The sequence below is a fragment of the Pedobacter sp. genome (assembly GCF_046462515.1).
Taxonomy (GTDB): domain Bacteria; phylum Bacteroidota; class Bacteroidia; order Sphingobacteriales; family Sphingobacteriaceae; genus Pedobacter.
This window is the reverse complement of sequence record NZ_JBKGVD010000008.1, coordinates 392021-410203: the sequence shown is the minus strand read 5'-3', so window position 1 is coordinate 410203 and position 18183 is coordinate 392021. Positions and strand designations below refer to the sequence as shown.

At 36.4% G+C, this 18183-nt stretch carries 15 protein-coding genes; 9 read left to right on the top strand and 6 right to left on the bottom strand.

All coding sequences use genetic code 11. The features are described from left to right. Window positions 1-20 precede the first annotated feature (20 nt). From kdpA to ACLHG9_RS09850, 4 genes are all read right to left on the bottom strand, one after another. On the bottom strand, window positions 21-1709 hold the full coding sequence (gene kdpA / locus ACLHG9_RS09865) for a potassium-transporting ATPase subunit KdpA (protein WP_410221323.1): 1689 nt from the start codon (window positions 1707-1709) through the stop codon (window positions 21-23). Between the two features lie 104 nt (window positions 1710-1813). Beyond that, window positions 1814-1891 carry a potassium-transporting ATPase subunit F gene (locus tag ACLHG9_RS09860; protein WP_410221704.1) on the bottom strand — a complete coding sequence of 26 codons (78 nt, stop codon included), beginning with the start codon at window positions 1889-1891 and terminating at the stop codon, window positions 1814-1816. A gap of 78 nt (window positions 1892-1969) precedes the next feature. Then, a complete protein-coding gene (locus ACLHG9_RS09855; RefSeq protein WP_410221322.1) occupies window positions 1970-2125 on the bottom strand; it encodes a hypothetical protein in 156 nt (51 codons plus the stop codon). Between the two features lie 160 nt (window positions 2126-2285). Further along, on the bottom strand, window positions 2286-3617 hold the full coding sequence (locus ACLHG9_RS09850) for a sigma-54-dependent transcriptional regulator (protein ID WP_410221321.1): 1332 nt from the start codon (window positions 3615-3617) through the stop codon (window positions 2286-2288). Between the two features lie 113 nt (window positions 3618-3730). On the opposite strand from ACLHG9_RS09850, the gene ACLHG9_RS09845 reads away from it, so the two are divergent. From ACLHG9_RS09845 to mnmA, 3 genes are all read left to right on the top strand, one after another. Further along, entirely contained in the window at window positions 3731-4444 is a 714-nt protein-coding gene (locus tag ACLHG9_RS09845) for a 3'-5' exonuclease (RefSeq protein WP_410221320.1), read from the top strand. Beyond that, window positions 4444-6150, top strand: coding sequence for an ABC transporter ATP-binding protein (locus ACLHG9_RS09840; protein ID WP_410221319.1), 1707 nt, complete (start codon window positions 4444-4446; stop codon window positions 6148-6150). The genes ACLHG9_RS09845 and ACLHG9_RS09840 overlap by 1 nt, the downstream gene beginning before the upstream one ends. Window positions 6151-6348: 198 nt before the next feature. Next, entirely contained in the window at window positions 6349-7440 is a 1092-nt protein-coding gene (gene mnmA / locus ACLHG9_RS09835; protein ID WP_410221318.1) for a tRNA 2-thiouridine(34) synthase MnmA, read from the top strand. Between the two features lie 295 nt (window positions 7441-7735). Here the strand turns inward: mnmA and ACLHG9_RS09830 are convergent, their stop codons facing one another. After that, window positions 7736-10237, bottom strand: coding sequence for a DPP IV N-terminal domain-containing protein (locus ACLHG9_RS09830; RefSeq protein WP_410221317.1), 2502 nt, complete (start codon window positions 10235-10237; stop codon window positions 7736-7738). 213 nt (window positions 10238-10450) lie between these two features. Here ACLHG9_RS09830 and ACLHG9_RS09825 point away from each other — a divergent pair, with 213 nt between their 5' ends. The 6 genes from ACLHG9_RS09825 (at window position 10451) to ACLHG9_RS09800 (ending at window position 17018) form a co-directional block, all read left to right on the top strand. After that, window positions 10451-11359: an ABC transporter ATP-binding protein gene (locus ACLHG9_RS09825; RefSeq protein WP_410221316.1), complete on the top strand. Its 909-nt coding sequence runs from the start codon at window positions 10451-10453 to the stop codon at window positions 11357-11359. Then, the gene (locus tag ACLHG9_RS09820) at window positions 11352-12686 is read left to right on the top strand and encodes an ABC transporter permease (protein ID WP_410221315.1); all 1335 of its coding nucleotides are present in this window, start codon (window positions 11352-11354) and stop codon (window positions 12684-12686) included. Before ACLHG9_RS09825 ends, ACLHG9_RS09820 begins: the two co-directional genes overlap by 8 nt. A 109-nt stretch (window positions 12687-12795) precedes the next feature. Continuing rightward, window positions 12796-13713 carry an exopolyphosphatase gene (locus ACLHG9_RS09815; RefSeq protein ID WP_410221314.1) on the top strand — a complete coding sequence of 306 codons (918 nt, stop codon included), beginning with the start codon at window positions 12796-12798 and terminating at the stop codon, window positions 13711-13713. A gap of 81 nt (window positions 13714-13794) precedes the next feature. Beyond that, window positions 13795-14235, top strand: a complete 441-nt coding sequence (locus tag ACLHG9_RS09810) for an SRPBCC family protein (protein ID WP_410221313.1) — start codon at window positions 13795-13797, stop codon at window positions 14233-14235. 379 nt (window positions 14236-14614) lie between these two features. Next, entirely contained in the window at window positions 14615-15475 is an 861-nt protein-coding gene (locus ACLHG9_RS09805; RefSeq protein ID WP_243362789.1) for an RNA polymerase sigma factor RpoD/SigA, read from the top strand. 94 nt (window positions 15476-15569) lie between these two features. After that, window positions 15570-17018, top strand: coding sequence for a glyceraldehyde-3-phosphate dehydrogenase (locus ACLHG9_RS09800; RefSeq protein WP_410221312.1), 1449 nt, complete (start codon window positions 15570-15572; stop codon window positions 17016-17018). 66 nt (window positions 17019-17084) lie between these two features. Here the strand turns inward: ACLHG9_RS09800 and ACLHG9_RS09795 are convergent, their stop codons facing one another. Next, on the bottom strand, window positions 17085-18068 hold the full coding sequence (locus tag ACLHG9_RS09795; RefSeq protein ID WP_410221311.1) for a potassium channel beta subunit family protein: 984 nt from the start codon (window positions 18066-18068) through the stop codon (window positions 17085-17087). Window positions 18069-18183 lie beyond the last annotated feature (115 nt).

Sequence of the window (18183 nt, the reverse complement as noted above, 5' to 3'; positions counted from 1 at the left end):
TTTAAATTCTGAGTTGATCATTAATGAAGTGAAAAATATTCTGCGATTGGGCCTAATGCCAAAGCAGGAAAAAATGCGAGTGCCGCAATAATTGCAATTACAGCGAAGATCATTAAGCCGAAAGTTGAAGTATCTGTTTTCAATGTTCCTTCTCCTTCAGGAATAAATCTCTTTTCTGCTAACAGGCCTGCGATAGCTACGGGGCCTATAATTGGAAGAAAACGTCCAAGCAGCAAGACAATTCCGGTAGAAATATTCCACCACAGGGTATTATCTCCAAGACCTTCAAAACCGCTACCATTATTAGCTGCAGATGATGTATATTCATATAGCATTTCGCTAAAGCCATGAAAACCAGGATTATTTAAAGTGGCTGCTCCAAAAGCAGGAAGCGCTGTTGCCAAAGCCGTTCCTACCAATATGAGAAAAGGATGCGCAAGTGCGATGATCATGGCAATCTTTATTTCCCGGGCTTCGATTTTCTTACCCATAAATTCAGGTGTTCTACCCACCATTAAGCCACTGATAAATACAGCAAGTATGATAAAAATGAAGAAGTTGAGGATTCCGGCTCCCACTCCTCCGTAAAATGCATTGATCATCATGGCTAACAGTTCATTCATGCCCGAAAGCGGCATTGAACTATCATGCATAGAGTTAATAGACCCTGTAGAAATAACCGTAGTAACAATGCTCCAAAAACCCGAAGCAGCAGCTCCTATCCTTATTTCTTTCCCTTCCATTGCGCCCAAAGCGTTATCTATTCCCATTTTAGTTATGGCAGGGTTCCCTTGCATTTCCATATTTACATTGGGTATAACCAGCATAAGAAAACCAACAGTCATAACGCCATATAACATCCATGCAAATTTTCTTCTCCTGATGAAATAGCCAAAAGCAAAAACCATTGCAACAGGAACAAGAAATTGCGCAACCATTTCTGTCATATTTGAAAAGTAACTTGGATTTTCAAAAGGATGGGCACTATTTGCACCAAAGAAACCACCTCCATTTGTACCTACATGTTTTATGGGTACAAAAGCCGCTACCGGTCCACTACTTACTTCCATTTTTTCTCCCTGTAAAGATGTAAGTGTATCCTTACCCTCAAAAGTCATAGGGGTACCTTCAAAAACAAGTATTCCTGCTACAATTAATGATATAGGCAGTAAAATTCTGGTGCAGGATTTTAGAAAGTAATCGTAAAAATTACCTAATTGGGTGGTTGTTTTATCTCTGAATGCTTTAAAAATAACTACTGCTGCAGCCATACCAACTCCGGCGCTTACGAACTGCAAAAACATTAACCACATCTGCCCAAAGTAACTGATACCTGTTTCGCCAGAATAGTGCTGTAAATTACAGTTCACCAAAAATGAAATGGTAGTATTAAACGCCAAATCAGCCGATTGATTAGGGTTATGATCCGGGTTTAATGGAAGGCTTTCCATATTCATGAGTATGGCCATACTCATTAAAAACCAAACCAGGTTAATGGTGAGCAAAGCCACTAAATGTTGTTTCCAGTTCATTTCGGTTGTAGGCTTGATCCCACTGATTTTATAGAAAAATTGCTCTATAGGGCCAAAAATAGAATCTAAAAATGTTTTTTCTCCGGCATAAACTTTTGCGATGTATTTACCAAGTGGTATCGCCAGTAACAGCGTTACCGTAAACATGGCTATAATTCCTAAGATTTCTGTATTCATATTTAAGTAAGTAATTTTTATAGGCTAACTGAAAAACTATATGGTTCAGTTAGTTACATTTATTTCAAGGACAAACATCTTGTTTAGGAGATGAAGGAATCTGTTTAAAATTTTTCTGGTTTAAGGAGTACGTAACCTATGTACACGAACACTCCTATTGCTAAAAAGAATAAGGCTATCATATCAGATTTTCTCAAAAAAGTTTATCAGTTTATAAAATAACCCAAAACAGATTACACCTGTTAATATTAAAATAGCTGTCAGCATAATCTACCTGGTTTTAAAGGTTCAGAAACTACCGTAGCTGTAAACGAGGGTTTTACGGTTGATACCGCCAGTAACAATGGTAAGGTCTGGACCTTACCCGATGAGAAAGAAAGATTTTCTCTGTTCTCCATTTTACTTTTATCTGTCATTTTAAATTGTTTTGGTTCCTGAATGCCAAACTTTGTTCCAGTAGCACAAATACAAACACAAACAACTGATTATCAATGAGAAAACAAAAAGCAAAGAATAATCAAACACAAAAAAAGCCTATCATAATGATAGGCTTTTCTCAAAATGAAAATATTGTTATCAAATATTATATTCTTCTATCTTTCGATATAAAGTGGCTATACCAATTTCCAATAAACGGGCAGCTTCTGCTTTATTTCCTTTAGTATATTGTAAAACTTTTTGAATATGTTGCTTTTCTACTTCCTGCATAGCAAAACAGGAATTTTTCTGAGAAGAAGAAAGATAGCGTATATCGGTTGGGAGACTCTCTAAACCAAGCCGGTCTCCTTCAGTTAAAATTACACTACGTTCAATTACATTCTTAAGCTCCCTGATATTACCTTTCCAATGGTAATTTTCTAATGCTTGGATGTAATCTGTTCCGAGCTTCAATATACCTCTGTTTAGCTTAATGGTAAATAATTGGGCAAAATACTGCGCCAATAAAGATATGTCTTGTTTACGGTCTCTTAAAGAAGGCAAATGAATGGTAAAACCCGCAATGCGATAATATAAATCACTTCTGAACTGTTCTTTTTCCATCGCTTCTTGTAGATTGCGATTAGTTGCTGCAATAATTCTTACATCTACTTTTACAGGTACCACATCGCCCAACTTAAGTACCTCACCATTTTCAAGCACTCTTAATATCTTAGCTTGCAGATCTATGGGCATTTCTCCCATCTCATCTAAAAAAAGCGTCCCTTTATGCGCTTCTTCCAAAAGGCCTTTTTTATCTTTTAGCGCTCCTGTAAATGCGCCAGCCTTATACCCGAACAATTCGCTTTCAAGCAAATCTTTGGTAAATGCGGCACAATTAAGCGCTACAAAATGCTCGTTTTTACGCTTGCTCTCCAAATGTATAGCCTGGGCAAAAACTTCTTTACCTGTGCCGGTTTCACCTAATAACAGTACGGGTACATCTGTGTGGGCTACTTTTTTGGCCAGCTCAATAGCTTGCTTAAGGTTAGCTGATTGCCCTATAACATTATCAAAAGAATATTTTTGCCCTACCTGTTTTTCTAATTGCAAAAGACGCTTAGCCAATTGTACTTTTTCACCCGCCCGGTAAACCAACGGAAGTATTTTGTTATTATCGTCTCCTTTGGTTATATAGTCAAATGCCCCATTCTTTATGGCTTGTACACTATCTGGTATGTTACCATAAGCCGTAAGTAAAATAATTTCTGTTGCAGGATATTGTGCTTTAATTTTTTTAGAAAGTTCTATTCCGCTGGTATCGGGCAATTTCACATCACATAATATTACGTCCACTTCAGCCTGTTCCAGTCTCTTCCATGCTGTTTTAGCATCTTGTGCTTGTATCACTTCAAAACCTTCGAGCGTTATGATGCGAGCTAACAGCTTTCTGAGTTTTTCTTCATCATCTATAATGAGTATGGTAGACATATCTTCCGTTTTGAATTATACAAAGTTAAAGGATTTATCTATGTGCAAAATTTAAATCGTAACATAAGCTCCGTAAATTGTGTAACTTGTATTCCAAATTTTAATCACAGAATATGCTGGAAGAAATTAACCTCGAAAATGTATTTGTAATTGATATAGAAACGGTTCCGCAAGAAGAACATTTTCAAAACCTCTCTCCTTTGTGGCAACAATTATGGACAGACAAAACACAATATCTACGTAAGGAACAGTATACCGCAGAAGATTTTTATGAAAGGGCCGGTATATGGGCTGAGTTTGGCAAGGTTATTTGCATCAGCGTAGGTTTCTATCATTTTAAAAAGCATGAGATGCATCTGCGCATCAATTCTTTTTATGGCAATGATGAAAAAGAGGTTTTAACACAGTTTGTTGCTTTGCTTGGTAAACAAAGTAAGAAGCTATTATTATGTGCACATAATGGTAAAGAATTTGATTTTCCTTATTTGTGCCGCCGAATGCTGATTAATGGTCTTCCCATTCCCTACCAATTACAGCTATCGGGTAAAAAGCCTTGGGAGATCAATCATATTGACACCATGGAATTATGGAAATTTGGGGATTACAAGCACTATACCTCTCTAAACCTGTTGGCTACTATTTTAAACGTCCCTACATCTAAAGATGATATTGACGGTAGTATGGTTAAGGATGTTTATTATAAAGAAAACAATTTAAAGCGTATTGTAACCTATTGCCAGAAAGATGTGATTACTACTGCACAAATTTTGTTACGTTTTAAAGGATCAGATACAATTAAGGAAGAAAATATTACCTTAGTAAAGTGATGTTGAATATTAAGAAATTAGCCGTTCAGTTTTACAACCAGGAAGAAAAAACATGGTTTGAGGCCGTTCATCAGATTGATTTTAAATTAGATAAAGGTAAAGTATTGGGTATTGTAGGCGAATCAGGTTCAGGTAAATCCGTAACCAGTTTTTCTATTATGCGCTTACACGATACCAAGAATACGCAGATTACAGGCGAAATTAATTTTGAACAAATAGATCTTCTTCATCTTAGTGATGAGGAAATCAGAAAATACCGAGGCAATAAAATTGCCATGATTTTTCAGGAACCCATGACATCACTCAATCCTGTTTTTACCTGCGGTTATCAGGTACAGGAGGCTATTATGCTACACCGTAAGGTTAGTAAAGAAGAAGCCAAAAAACAAACTATAGATCTGTTCAAAGAAGTTCAGTTACCCCGACCTGAACAAATTTTTGACAGCTATCCGCACCAGTTATCAGGCGGACAAAAGCAGCGGGTAATGATTGCAATGGCACTAAGCTGCAATCCTGATCTGCTGATTGCCGACGAACCTACCACCGCATTGGATGTTACTGTGCAAAAAACCATATTGGAACTTTTATTGCGTCTTAAAGATGAACGTAATATGGCTATGATCTTTATTACGCATGATTTAGGGGTAATTAGTGAAATAGCTGATGAGCTGCTGGTAATGTACAAAGGCAATGTGGTAGAACAAGGCCCAGCAAAACAACTTTTTGAAAATCCGCAGCATGCTTACACTAAAGGGTTATTGGCTTGTAAACCTTCCCCTAAAAGGCAACTAAAAAAATTACCTACCGTTGCAGATTTTTTAAATCAAAACGAAAACGTAGAATTACAGCATTTACTGGCCGAAAACCAGATTACGCCTATAGAAGTTAATGAGCGGAGAAATCTGCTTTATGCCCAAAAACCTTTAATTGAGGTTAAAAACTTATGTACCTGGTATCCGGTAAAACAAGGCTTATTTGGCAAGGCAAAAAACTATGTAAAGGCTGTTGACGACATTAGCTTTAATGTTTTTCCAGGAGAAACATTAGGATTGGTTGGCGAATCTGGCTGTGGCAAAACTACTTTAGGAAGAACAATTCTACGCTTAATTGAACCCACTTCTGGTCAGATAATTTATAATGGCAATGACATTACCCATTTAGATAAAAAATCGTTACGCAAACTAAGACGCGACCTACAGATTATTTTCCAAGATCCTTACTCTTCGTTAAACCCACGCTTAACAGTTGGGCAGTCTATTATGGAGCCTTTACAAGTACACCATATTTTCAATAATGACGAAGAACAAAAAGCTCATGTTATCCATCTTTTAGAAAAAGTAAATCTTGGTTCCGAGCATTTTAACCGTTATCCGCATGAGTTTTCGGGTGGACAACGTCAGCGCATTGTTATTGCAAGAGCGTTAGCTTTGAAACCCAAATTTATCATTTGTGATGAGTCTGTTTCTGCGCTTGATGTTTCGGTGCAGGCACAGGTATTGAATTTATTGCGAGACCTACAACAGGAATTTGGTTTAACTTATATCTTTATTTCTCATGATCTGGCTGTGGTTAAACATATTTCAGACCGCATGATCATTATGAACAAAGGCAAGATAGAAGAGCAAGGTTTTCCTGATGAAATCTACAATAAGCCTAAAGCTGCTTACACGCAAAAGCTCATCAATGCAATACCGGGTAATTTTTAGTCTATTCGTCTTTTAATCTATTCGTTATGCTGAATTTGTTTCAGCATCTTTTATAATAGCCAAATGCTAAAACAGCCTGTCCCGATACTCCGGGAAGTTCAGCATTTTATATAGCTAAGGTTTTTTACATTAACAAGACCAGTAAGACATAAGGAGTTATACGATTAATCGTAACTTTGCGAACATTTTATTAAAATAATGAGTAAACACGGCAGAATTTTGGTAGCCATGAGTGGCGGAGTAGATAGTTCGGTGGCATCGGTAATGTTGCATGAACAGGGTTATGAGGTTATTGGCCTTACCATGAAGACCTGGGATTATGCTACTTCTGGAAGCAGCAGCAAAGAAACGGGCTGCTGCAGCTTAGACAGCATAAACGATGCTCGTACACTGGCGGTAAACTATGGCTTCCCCCATTACATTCTGGATATTAGAGATGAATTCGGTGACTTTGTAATTGATAATTTTGTAGATGAATATTTAGCAGGAAGAACCCCAAATCCTTGTGTTTTATGTAATACCCATATTAAATGGGAAGCTTTACTTAAACGTGCCAACAAATTAGATTGCGAGTTTATTGCTACTGGTCACTATGCCAACATTCGTTTGCAAGATAATGGCCGTTATGTAATCTCTAAAGGAAAAGACGAAAATAAAGATCAGTCTTATGTACTGTGGGGCGTATCTCAGGAGAATCTAGCAAGAACCAAATTCCCTTTAGGTAGTTTTACCAAAGCCGAGATTAGGCAAATGGCGCTAGATATGGGACAGGAGGAACTGGCCAAAAAGAGTGAAAGCTATGAAATATGCTTTGTACCTGATAACGATTACCGTGCTTTCTTAAAACACAAAGTTCCTGATTTAGAAGAACGTGTAGCTGGCGGTAATTTTGTAGATACCAAAGGAATGGTAATTGGGCAACATAAAGGTTATCCTTTTTATACCATTGGTCAGCGTAAAGGTTTAGGGGTTGCTTTTGGCGAACCTATGTTTGTTACACAGATTTTACCCGAAAGCAATACTGTGGTTTTAGGTCGTGCAGATGAGCTAGAACGTAAAGAAGCGCTGGTTAAAAATGTTAATCTGATTAAATATGGAAACATCAATGAGCCTTTAGGCGATGTTGTAACCAAAATACGTTATAAAGATGCAGGTACTTTAAGTACAATTATACAGGAAGGCAATAACATGAAAGTTGCTTTTGAACATAATGTTTCTGCCATTGCTCCTGGGCAATCGGCTGTATTCTATGAAGGCAGCGACCTTTTAGGCGGTGGTTTTCTAATGTAAACTTAAAAATTCTTTTCCCTGCTATTTATCTCAATAAAAAGCGATTATTTAGGGCATAAAAAAACCCGATGTTCCTCACATCGGGTTTTTGTTTTAATAAGGATATTCGTCACGCCGAACTAAATTCGGTATTTTTTTATGATAAGGAGGCTATCTAAAAAGTCTTGAAATTCGTCATTCTGAACTTGTTTCAGAATCTGAAACATTGTTGTAGCATCTCTACAAGCAGACCCTGAAATAAATTCAGGGTGACGGCTGACTTTTTAGACAGCCTCAACGGCAAATCATAAGACCTTTAGTTTTTTCGCTCTACTTCTTTGTCCATTTCGGTCATGTTCACTTCTTCAGATCTTGAAAAATCACCTAATAAATAATTATTAAAATAATCAGCCAGTCTCCAGAACATGTATTCGGTCATATCTCCAAAAGAATGACGTTGGCCCGGAACAATCATAAAATCGAAACGTTTATTGGCTTTGATCAAAGCATTAGCCACTCTTATGCTGTTTGCAGGATGTACGTTATTATCAACATCACCATGCATCAACAATAAATGTCCTTTTAGATTCTTAGCCAGATCAGGATTTTTATCTATTGAATATTTAAAGGTAGTATCTCCTTTTAAAGAAACAATTTCTTTAACGCCATGGTGTTTTTCGCTCCACCAACGGTTATAGATACTATTATCATGATTACCAGCCGCAGAAACTGCAACCTTGAAGAAATCGGGATAAACCAGCATTGCAGCGGTTGACATGAAACCACCTCCCGAATGTCCGGTTATACCCACTTTATTCGCATCAATGTACGAATAACGATCTGCCAATTGTTCTATGGCTGCTTTTTTATCTGCCAAACCATAGTCGCGCAGGTTTCCGTAACCGTAAGTATGGTACCATTTAGAACGTGCTGGATGTCCTCCTCTATTACCTACTGTAATTACAATATAACCTAACTGAGCCAAACGGTCTACCCTATCCATGCTACGGCCAAATGCTTTATTTACCGCCTCTGTTTGTGGACCTGGATACACATATTCAATTACAGGATATTTCTTATTTTGATCAAAATTAAATGGCTTATACATCACACCATAAAGATCTGTAACGCCATCATCTGCCTTTACTTTAAACGGCTCAGGGAATTTATAACCTGCTGCCATTAATAATGATAAATCAGAGGTTTCTAATTCTAATATTTTATTACCACTGTTATCATACAATGTAGTTTTAGGCACCGTATTTACACGTGAGTAATTATCTACAAAAAATTTGCCGTCATCACTCATTGATACTTGATGATCAAAATCTCCGGCATTTAATAATTTTAAGCCCGAACCATCAAAATTTACACGGTATAAATGCAAATAATAAGGATCTTCTTTAGGTTCTTTACCATTGGCTGTAAAATACAACACACGGTTTTTCTCATCAATGTTAATGATTTCCTCACAATGGAAAGCACCTTTGGTAATTTGATTTTTGAGCTTACCGTTCTCATCAAAAAGATAATAATGACCCCATCCGTCTCTTTCGCTCCAGTGAATAAGTTCTTTACCTCCGTTTACCAATCCCGGGCGCTGTACTTCTACATAAGTATTAAAACGTTCTTCTATAACAGGTTTAATCGCTCCGCTTTTAACATCAACCACACAAATATCAATACGTTTTAAATCTCGGCTGGTGCGTCCCATGTAAAATTTACTGTTATCACCTAACCAGATTGCAGGTCTAAATTCTACATCTCTTTCTTTATTGAGTGCCGGTCGGCTGTAAACATTTAAACTCTGATCTTTAAAAGCTGATACGTTTAACTTTTTACCGGTTTTAGCTGCAAAATCAAACAACCAGATTTCATCTATTGGCGCTTCGGCCTCACCAGGCATCTGGTATTTGTAAGTTTCTAAAGTGGGTCTTCCAGAGCTAACGCTGTTGATAACCCATAAATCTTTAACCTTTCTGCTATCGGTACGCTGTATTACAAAATACTTTGAATCAGGCGACCATAATACAAAAGCTCTGCGGCGTTTTTTATCATTCTTAATAACTTCTTCATTATTTTCGCCACTACCATCACTTCCAAATGCGTAATATTTTACCCCTTCTTTGGTAAGCTGATGCTCAACAATTGTACTATCTTCCTCATTCTTTATAGCTTTTATATAGTTAGCCTTATCCATCCAGTACAGGTTATAATTACGGGTAAAAATAATTGCAGACGAATCTGGCGCTACCGCTCCCCATGATGGTTTAGCTTTAGGACGCTTATAATCTTTAAGCTCTGTGAGTTTGTTATTAGACAGGTCATATTGAAATTTAAAGATTTTCTTCTGAAGCGAATCCGCTGCCTTTTTGTCTTTTCTGTCTGGCTTAACTTCATCTATGGTACTTTTAATTTCAAAAGTTATGCTTTTCTCATCATCAGAAAATTTAAGGTTCTCTATAGGCAGGTTCTGTTTATCAAACGGATCACGAATAATGAGAGTAATTTCTGCTGCCAGGGTTGCAGGATCAAACAATTGTTTCTTATTTCTGCCAGCCGGATCTACAATGTACCAGTTCTTGCCATTAGGTGTTTCATACTGATACCAGAAACGGTTAGAGTTTCTTAACCAATGTGCATCTACGGCTGTAGAGTAAATCATTTTTCGCAGCTTGCTGGGCGAAAAACGTGCCGCCATCTGGTAATTAGCTTTTTCTGGTGCAGCAATAACCTCTGTGGTGGTAATGGTTTTTGTTTGTGCAAACAGTTGTGTTACAAAAGCACAAAGCAAAAATGAAAAGTAAAATTTCTTCATTAAAGGATGATTATTAAATTTTGATGTGGCTAAAATAAGTGAAAGACAAAAGGTACTCAAATATTTATAGTAATATTTAAGTTAAATACGCTGCTTATTAAACAGCAATTTTTAGCACACTCATTTTAATAAATAATCGTGTACTTTTCAACATCTCATGTAACAACTTCAGTATTGTATTATCTTAATAGCACTAAACTAAATTTCTAATTCATGCTAAATGTTAAAGATATTGTAAAACAATATGCTTCGCACCGGGCATTGGATCATGTTAGCCTTGAGGTAAAGCAAGGCAAAATTTTTGGTCTGTTGGGTCCTAATGGTGCAGGTAAAACATCCCTCATCAGAATTATAACCCAAATTACCGCACCAGACAGTGGCGAGGTAATTTTCAATGGTGAGCGGTTAAATTCCAACCATATTTCACAGATCGGCTATTTGCCCGAAGAACGCGGCCTTTACAAAAAAATGGAAATTGGCGAACAGGTATTGTATCTGGCTAAGTTAAAAGGGCTACATACATCCGAAGCTACCAAACGCATCAAATACTGGTTCGAGAAGCTCGATATGCAGGAATGGTGGCACAAAAAAGTGGAGGATCTCAGCAAAGGAATGCAGCAAAAGGTACAGTTTGTAGCTACAGTTCTTCATCAGCCAGAACTGATCATCTTAGATGAACCTTTTTCGGGTTTTGACCCTGTAAATGCCGATATCATTAAAAATGAAATCTTAGAACTGAACAAACAGGGCTCTACTTTTATTTTTTCTACCCACCGCATGGAAAGTGTAGAAGAATTATGTGATGATATTGCTTTGATCAACAAGTCTAAAAAAATATTGGATGGTTCTGTTGATGAGATTAAATCTGCCTACAAGAACAATACATATTGGCTAGAATATGAAGGTAATCATCATATGCAAAGCAACAATACTTTTGAAATCTTAAGCAGTGAAGAACTTAAGGAAAGAAAAATCATCAAACTAAAACTAAACCCTCAAAAAAATATCAATGAAGTACTTTCAAGTCTGCTTCCTATTGTAAACATTCATCGTTTACAGGAAGTGGTTCCAAGTATGAATGAAATTTTTATCGAAAAAGTAAAAGGACAATCTCATGAATAAGATACTACTCATTATACAACGCGAATACCTTTCGAGGGTAAAAAAGAAATCATTTATTGTAATGACTTTCTTAACACCTCTTCTAATTGCCGGTATATATGGCTTAATAGGTTATTTCAGTTACAAGGGCATAGCCGATTCATTTGACCGTATTGCTGTGGTAAACAAGAACACTGCGCTAGATAGCAAGTTGAGCAGTAACAAAAACATTGCATACACTTATTTAGACGAAGACCTTGAACAGGCTAAGCGGGAGATCAGCAGTGGTAAATTTGATTATATCTTATATTTGCCAGAATTTAATATAGACTCTCCTCAGGGTATAGAGGTTTTCGGTTCTAAACAAGCGGGTTTATCTTTAAGCGAAAGAATTTCTGGTGATATAGAGAATTTAATCCGTACGCAAAAACTAAAAAACTCTGGTATATCGCAAACCGATCTGGATAAACTAAAAACCGATGTCAGTATCTCTGTAAAAAAGATTGCAAAAGAGGGAAAGGAAGAAGAATCAAGCGCGGGGGCCAGCATGTTTATTGCCTTTACCGCGGGTGTTCTCATGTTCATGTTCATAATGCTATATGGCGTTCAGGTAATGCGTGGCATTATTGAAGAAAAAACAAGCCGTATCGTTGAAGTTATGATTTCATCAGTTAAACCTTTCCAGTTAATGATGGGTAAAATCATTGGTATAGCCTTGGTTGGCTTAACCCAATTTATGCTTTGGATTGTTTTAACCTTTGCCATAAGTACGGCCGCCGTTAGCATTTTCATCAATAAAAGCGATTTAAAAAAGATGGAACAAAGCAGCCATATATCTACACAAATGAAAAAAGGAGCAGAAATCAGCACCAATACACCAAGCAACCCTATAACTGATATACAAAAAAGCCTTTCCGGCTTAAATATCCCTAAAATAATAGGTGTATTTATCTTTTTCTTTTTAGGTGGATATTTATTTTACAGCGCTTTATATGCAGCCATAGGTTCGGCTGTTGATAGCGAAACGGAAACACAGCAGTTTATGATGCCCGTAATGCTGCCCCTCTTACTGGGCTATGCTTTATCGTTAAGCGTAGTTAATAACGACCCTTATGGCAGCACCGCATTCTGGTTATCTATTATTCCGTTTACCTCTCCTATTGCTATGGTGGTACGTATGCCTTATGGCGTAGAAAACTGGCAGTTAATCCTTTCTATGGTAACACTTATTGTAGGCTTTATTGCTACAGTATGGATTGCAAGTCGTATTTACCGTGTAGGTATTTTAATGTACGGCAAAAAGACCACCTTTAAAGAGATGTTTAAATGGTTTACCTATAGAAATTAAAAATTATCTTATTTCAATAAAATCGGGAGAAATCTTTAAGTTTAAAAACAAAAAGGTTTCTCCTTTGTAATTTAAAAACAGGTGAAATCGTTTTCTAAAGCCTGTATTTATGAAAAAAATTGCCGCCATTGATCTTGGCACCAACACCTTTCATCTTGTTATAGCAGAAGTTAAACTACCGGGTAGCTTTGAAGTGGTTTATAAAACTAACAAACCAGTAAAACTTGGCGAAAATATTACCCTTAACAATGAAATTATACCGATAGCTTTTGAAAGAGGCTTAAGTTGTTTAGAAGAATTTTATGCTATAATTAAACAGCACAAAGTTGATCAGATCAGAGCTGTAGCTACTTCTGCCGTACGTAGTGCAAAAAATGGCAATGACTTTGTACGGGCCGTAAAAAATAAAACGGATATTACCATAGAAATTATTGATGGTATTGAAGAAGCCGGCTTGATTTACGAAGGCGTTAAGGCAAGCGGTTCTATCCATTTGCCTGCTTTAATCATGGATATTGGTGGTGGCAGTACTGAATTTATCCTCTGTGATCAGAAAGAAATTTTCTGGAAACACAGTTACAATATTGGAGCGGCAAGACTTTTACAGCAATTCTTTCATAGCGACCCTTTAAGCACAGATGATAGTCTTAAAATCAAATTACATCTAAAAAATCAGCTGCAAAGCCTCATTCAGGCTATATCACAATATCAGCCTCAAGTAATGATCGGTTCTGCGGGTGCTTTTGAAAGTTTTTATCAAATGCTTAATCCTCATACCGATTTAAATCAAATAATTAGTACCGATATTCCTATAAACGCTTATACGCAATTAGCCGAAAAGCTTATACATTCTACCCATACCGAACGATTACAAATTCCTGGTCTGATACCTTTACGAACTGATATGATTGTAATGGCAGTTATACAAACCAGTTATGTATTGGAATTAACGGGAGTAGAGCAGTTAAAATTATGTAACTACGATCTAAAAATGGGTATACTATCTCAGTTAAGCAAAGAGATTTAGATTGAAACATAGCTCTTTTATCAAAACTTAATTTGTCTATTGAGTTCTTTTTGATTAATTTATATTCTAAAATTTAAAACTATGAACAATACCGTTATAACAGTACAAATGCTGATCAGGAAACCTGCAAATATAGTTTACCAGTCTTTTATAAATCCTGAGGTTACTACAAATTTCTGGTTTACCAAATCTTCAGGAAAATTAGAAGAAGGTAAAACCATAAACTGGCAATGGGAAATGTACGAGGCTTCGGCTGATGTCTATATAGAAAAGCTTACCGAGAACCAGCAGATCATTATTAAATGGGGTGAGCCGCAAACTACCGTAGAATTTAATTTTAATGCCCTTGGTGCTAACGAAACTTATCTGGTAATTAAAAACTATGGTTTTACGCAAACTGGCGACGAATTAATTCAGCATATTATTGATCAGACCGGTGGTTTTACAACCGTTGTAGATTCTGCCAAAGCGTATCTGGAGTACGGGATTAACCTAAATCTTGTTGGCGATAAATTCAGGTAATTTTTTTACCAAAACTTTAAAATCTATTTAGCCGGACTAAGTATAACCCTTTTATTTACTATTAAATCTTGGTAACACATGACATTTTTTCTAACCCTTTTTCTTTTCTAAAAAATTGCTGTCAGCTTAATATGTCATCTGTAAATAAAATTAAAGCTTTAATCCCTACTATTCTAAGCCTTTTGATCAACAAAACCCACAATCTATTGTTATTTAGGATGAACGGCAAAAATCTCGGTCATTTGGAATGATTTTTGCTGTGAAGTTATAATTAAAAAAAGTGGTTAAAACCATATAATTTTCAACAATTTATCACACAAATCTGTATTAATTTATATATTTTTGCAGTTCAAAAAATACACAGGGATTAATTTATTAAATGAGACAACTCAAAATAACCCAATCCATTACCAACAGGGAAAGTCAGTCGTTAGATAAGTACCTACATGAGATTGGAAAAGTAGATTTAATTACAGCAGAAGAAGAAGTAATTTTAGCACGCAAAATCCGTGAAGGTGATCAGGCCGCTCTTGAACGCTTAACCAAAACCAATTTACGTTTCGTAGTATCTGTTGCAAAGCAATATCAGAACCAGGGTTTAACTCTTGGCGATTTAATTAACGAAGGTAACTTAGGCTTAATAAAAGCAGCTAAACGTTTTGATGAAACCAAAGGTTTTAAATTTATTTCGTACGCTGTATGGTGGATTCGTCAATCGATCTTACAGGCTATTGCAGAACAAAGCCGTATTGTACGTTTGCCATTAAACCAGGTAGGTTCATTAAGCAAAATCAGCAAAGCTTTCTCTAAATTAGAGCAAGAATACGAGCGTGAGCCATCTCCAGAAGAATTGGCTGATATTTTAGAAACCACAGTTGACAAAATATCTGATACTTTGAGTAATTCAGGCCGTCATGTATCTATGGATGCACCTTTTGTTCAGGGTGAAGAAAATACTTTATTAGATGTACTGGAAAACCAGGAGCCCAATACAGACAGTAATCTGATCAACGAGTCATTATCTGAAGAAATTAAACGTTCGTTATCTACTTTAACAGAGCGTGAACGTGAAATTATTGTATTGTTCTTTGGATTGAGCACTAACCATCCGCTATCTTTAGAAGAGATTGGTGAAAAGTTTAATCTTACCCGCGAACGTGTACGTCAGATCAAAGACAAGGCATTACAACGCTTACGCCATACATCGCGCAGCAAGATTTTAAAGTCATACTTAGGATAAAATATTTTATTACAAGTAAATAAGCAGAAAAGATTGGCTACTCGGTCAATCTTTTTTACTTTTGTGCCAAATTCTAACCAAATAATTCTTTGTAATGTTAAACAAATACCAATCAGAGTTTCAAAACTGGATTGAAAAAGAAAAAAAAGCTCTTGAGCTTATTCATGTAGTAGGTCAGTTATGGTTCGACAGGTCTATCGAACTGGTACTGTTCCGTAAGCCTTTATTTGATGTAGGCAGCAGCGAAATCTTAGCGTACCATCAATACGCAAAGGAAGTTAGTGGTAAAGATATTTCCATTTATGAGACATTAGAGCTAGCTAATACCATAGCCAAATCAAGTCTTGCGCCTTCCCGTATTGATATCGGACGCTTGGCTTCTGAATGGCTTGATGAGAGTAACAATCATGGCAATATGCATGATTTTATCATCAGTAAGTTAAGTGCGCACATTGGTAAAGATAAAATTACGCTTAAACCAAAAGATGTAATCTTATATGGTTTTGGTCGTATTGGTCGTATTGCAGCCCGCGAACTGATTATGCAGGCAGGTAAAGGAGAGCAATTACGCTTACGTGCAATTGTTACCCGTAGCTATAGCGACGAAGAACTGATTAAAAGAGCTGAATTATTGAGAACAGACTCTATTCATGGTCCTTTTAACGGTACTATTGTTGAAGATTTTGAAAACAAAGCAATTATTGTAAACGGACAAACTGTATATCTTATCGCTGTAAAGGAGCCTGAACAAGCCGATTATACCCAATATGGTATAAATGATGCCTTATTAATTGACAACACAGGGGTTTACAGAGATCGTGAAGGCTTAGGAAGACACCTTAAATCAAAAGGTGTGAGTAAAGTTCTGTTGACCGCTCCTGCTAAAGGTGATGTTCCAAATATTGTTACCGGTATAAATGATGGAGAATTTAACTTTGAAGAAGAAAATATTTTCTCTAATGCTTCATGTACTACCAATGCGATTATTCCTGTACTTAAGGTAATGGAAGATAATTTTGGCATTGATAAAGGCCACATTGAAACTGTTCACTCTTATACCAACGATCAGAATCTATTAGACAACTATCATAAGAAGTACCGCAGAGGACGTTCTGCTGCATTAAACCTTGTAATTACCGAAACAGGTGCAGATAAAGCTGTAGCTAAGGTTTTACCTCATTTAAGCGGCAAATTAACCGGTAATGCAGTTCGTGTACCTACACCAAATGTTTCATTGGCTATTTTAAATCTTTCGTTGAATAAAACTACTACTAAAGAAGAAATTCAGGATGTTTTAAAACAAGCTTCATTATTCGGTAATTTAACAGAACAGTTAGAATATTCATTATCTAACGAACTGGTAAGCAGCGACTTGATTGGCAACAGTCATGCCTCAATTGTAGATGGTCCTGCAACAATTATGTCTAAAGATGGTAAGTCTGTTGTACTGTATACATGGTATGACAATGAATATGGTTATACCCGCCAGGTAATCCGTTTAGCTAAACGCATTGCGGGCGTAGTTCGCCTAACATACTATTAATCGCAATAAATGATTTACATAAAAAAGCCATCTAAAAAGATGGCTTTTTTATGGTTAATCTTCTGTTTAGAAAGTTGGTAAATCCGGTTTAGTTTTTACAATCCGCTCTATCTCATTCATTACTTTATCATTTAATAACGGCAATACAGATAAAGCATCTAAGTTCTCTTCTAACTGGTAAGGTTTTGATGCACCTAAAATAACCGTACTTACATGGTTATTTTTTAAACACCAGGCAATAGCAAGTTTAGCTAAACTTACATCTAATTTATTGGCCAGTTTCTGCAAGGCGGCAGCTTTCTTGAGTTTTTCAACTGTAAGGGTTTTTTCTTTTAACCAATTCATACCTTTTAGATCCAAACGTGTATCTTTTACGTCTTCACTGGTATATTTACCCGATAATAAACCCGAAGCCAATGGCGACCAGATAGTGGTACCCAGACCATGGTTTTTAAAGATATGTAAAAACTCATTTTCCAGTTTATTACGCTCCAAGAGATTATATTGAGGCTGTTCCATTGTAGGGCCAATTAGATTATACTGCTTGGCCACTGTAATCGCTTCCATAATTTCGGCTGCACTCCACTCTGAAGTTCCCCAATACAATATTTTCCCCTGTTGTAAAAGTGTATTCATCGCCCAAACCGTTTCTTCAACAGGTGTATTCTTATCGGGTCTATGGCAAAAGTATAGATCTAAATACTCTACCTGCAAGCGTTTTAAAGCCGCATTACAGGCTTCTATTACATGCTTACGAGATAATCCGGTTTGATTAGGGCCTTTGTTGTGCGCTCCAAAAAATACTTTACTTGATACGATAAAGGTATCTCTGTCCCATTTCTTCGCTTTAAGTATTTTTCCCATTACCTCTTCAGATCTACCTTCTGCATAGCCTTCAGCATTATCAAAGAAATTAACGCCGGCATCATAAGCTATCCCCATCAGTTCATCTGCTATTTTATCGGTAATTTGATTGCCAAAAGTAAGCCAGCTCCCAAATGATAATGCACTTACCTGTAATCCTGATTTTCCTAATCTTCTGTATTCCATAAATTATTAATATTAATGTTTTAAAGTTAAGCATTTTGAAAAAGCGAAGGTTTTATCTTTTTATTTTTTGCTTTTTACTGATAATAACTCCTACCTTTAAAAATCAATTTATTTC

Excerpts from the sequence above, each read along its gene's own strand:
- kdpA (WP_410221323.1), bottom strand. The coding sequence starts at position 1,709 with ATGAATACAGAAATCTTAGGAATTATAGCCATGTTTACGGTAACGCTG.
- ACLHG9_RS09860 (WP_410221704.1), bottom strand. The coding sequence starts at position 1,891 with ATGATAGCCTTATTCTTTTTAGCAATAGGAGTGTTCGTGTACATAGGT.
- ACLHG9_RS09855 (WP_410221322.1), bottom strand. The coding sequence starts at position 2,125 with ATGACAGATAAAAGTAAAATGGAGAACAGAGAAAATCTTTCTTTCTCA.
- ACLHG9_RS09850 (WP_410221321.1), bottom strand. The coding sequence starts at position 3,617 with ATGTCTACCATACTCATTATAGATGATGAAGAAAAACTCAGAAAGCTG.
- ACLHG9_RS09845 (WP_410221320.1), top strand. The coding sequence starts at position 3,731 with ATGCTGGAAGAAATTAACCTCGAAAATGTATTTGTAATTGATATAGAA.
- ACLHG9_RS09840 (WP_410221319.1), top strand. The coding sequence starts at position 4,444 with ATGTTGAATATTAAGAAATTAGCCGTTCAGTTTTACAACCAGGAAGAA.
- mnmA (WP_410221318.1), top strand. The coding sequence starts at position 6,349 with ATGAGTAAACACGGCAGAATTTTGGTAGCCATGAGTGGCGGAGTAGAT.
- ACLHG9_RS09830 (WP_410221317.1), bottom strand. The coding sequence starts at position 10,237 with ATGAAGAAATTTTACTTTTCATTTTTGCTTTGTGCTTTTGTAACACAA.
- ACLHG9_RS09825 (WP_410221316.1), top strand. The coding sequence starts at position 10,451 with ATGCTAAATGTTAAAGATATTGTAAAACAATATGCTTCGCACCGGGCA.
- ACLHG9_RS09820 (WP_410221315.1), top strand. The coding sequence starts at position 11,352 with ATGAATAAGATACTACTCATTATACAACGCGAATACCTTTCGAGGGTA.
- ACLHG9_RS09815 (WP_410221314.1), top strand. The coding sequence starts at position 12,796 with ATGAAAAAAATTGCCGCCATTGATCTTGGCACCAACACCTTTCATCTT.
- ACLHG9_RS09810 (WP_410221313.1), top strand. The coding sequence starts at position 13,795 with ATGAACAATACCGTTATAACAGTACAAATGCTGATCAGGAAACCTGCA.
- ACLHG9_RS09805 (WP_243362789.1), top strand. The coding sequence starts at position 14,615 with ATGAGACAACTCAAAATAACCCAATCCATTACCAACAGGGAAAGTCAG.
- ACLHG9_RS09800 (WP_410221312.1), top strand. The coding sequence starts at position 15,570 with ATGTTAAACAAATACCAATCAGAGTTTCAAAACTGGATTGAAAAAGAA.
- ACLHG9_RS09795 (WP_410221311.1), bottom strand. The coding sequence starts at position 18,068 with ATGGAATACAGAAGATTAGGAAAATCAGGATTACAGGTAAGTGCATTA.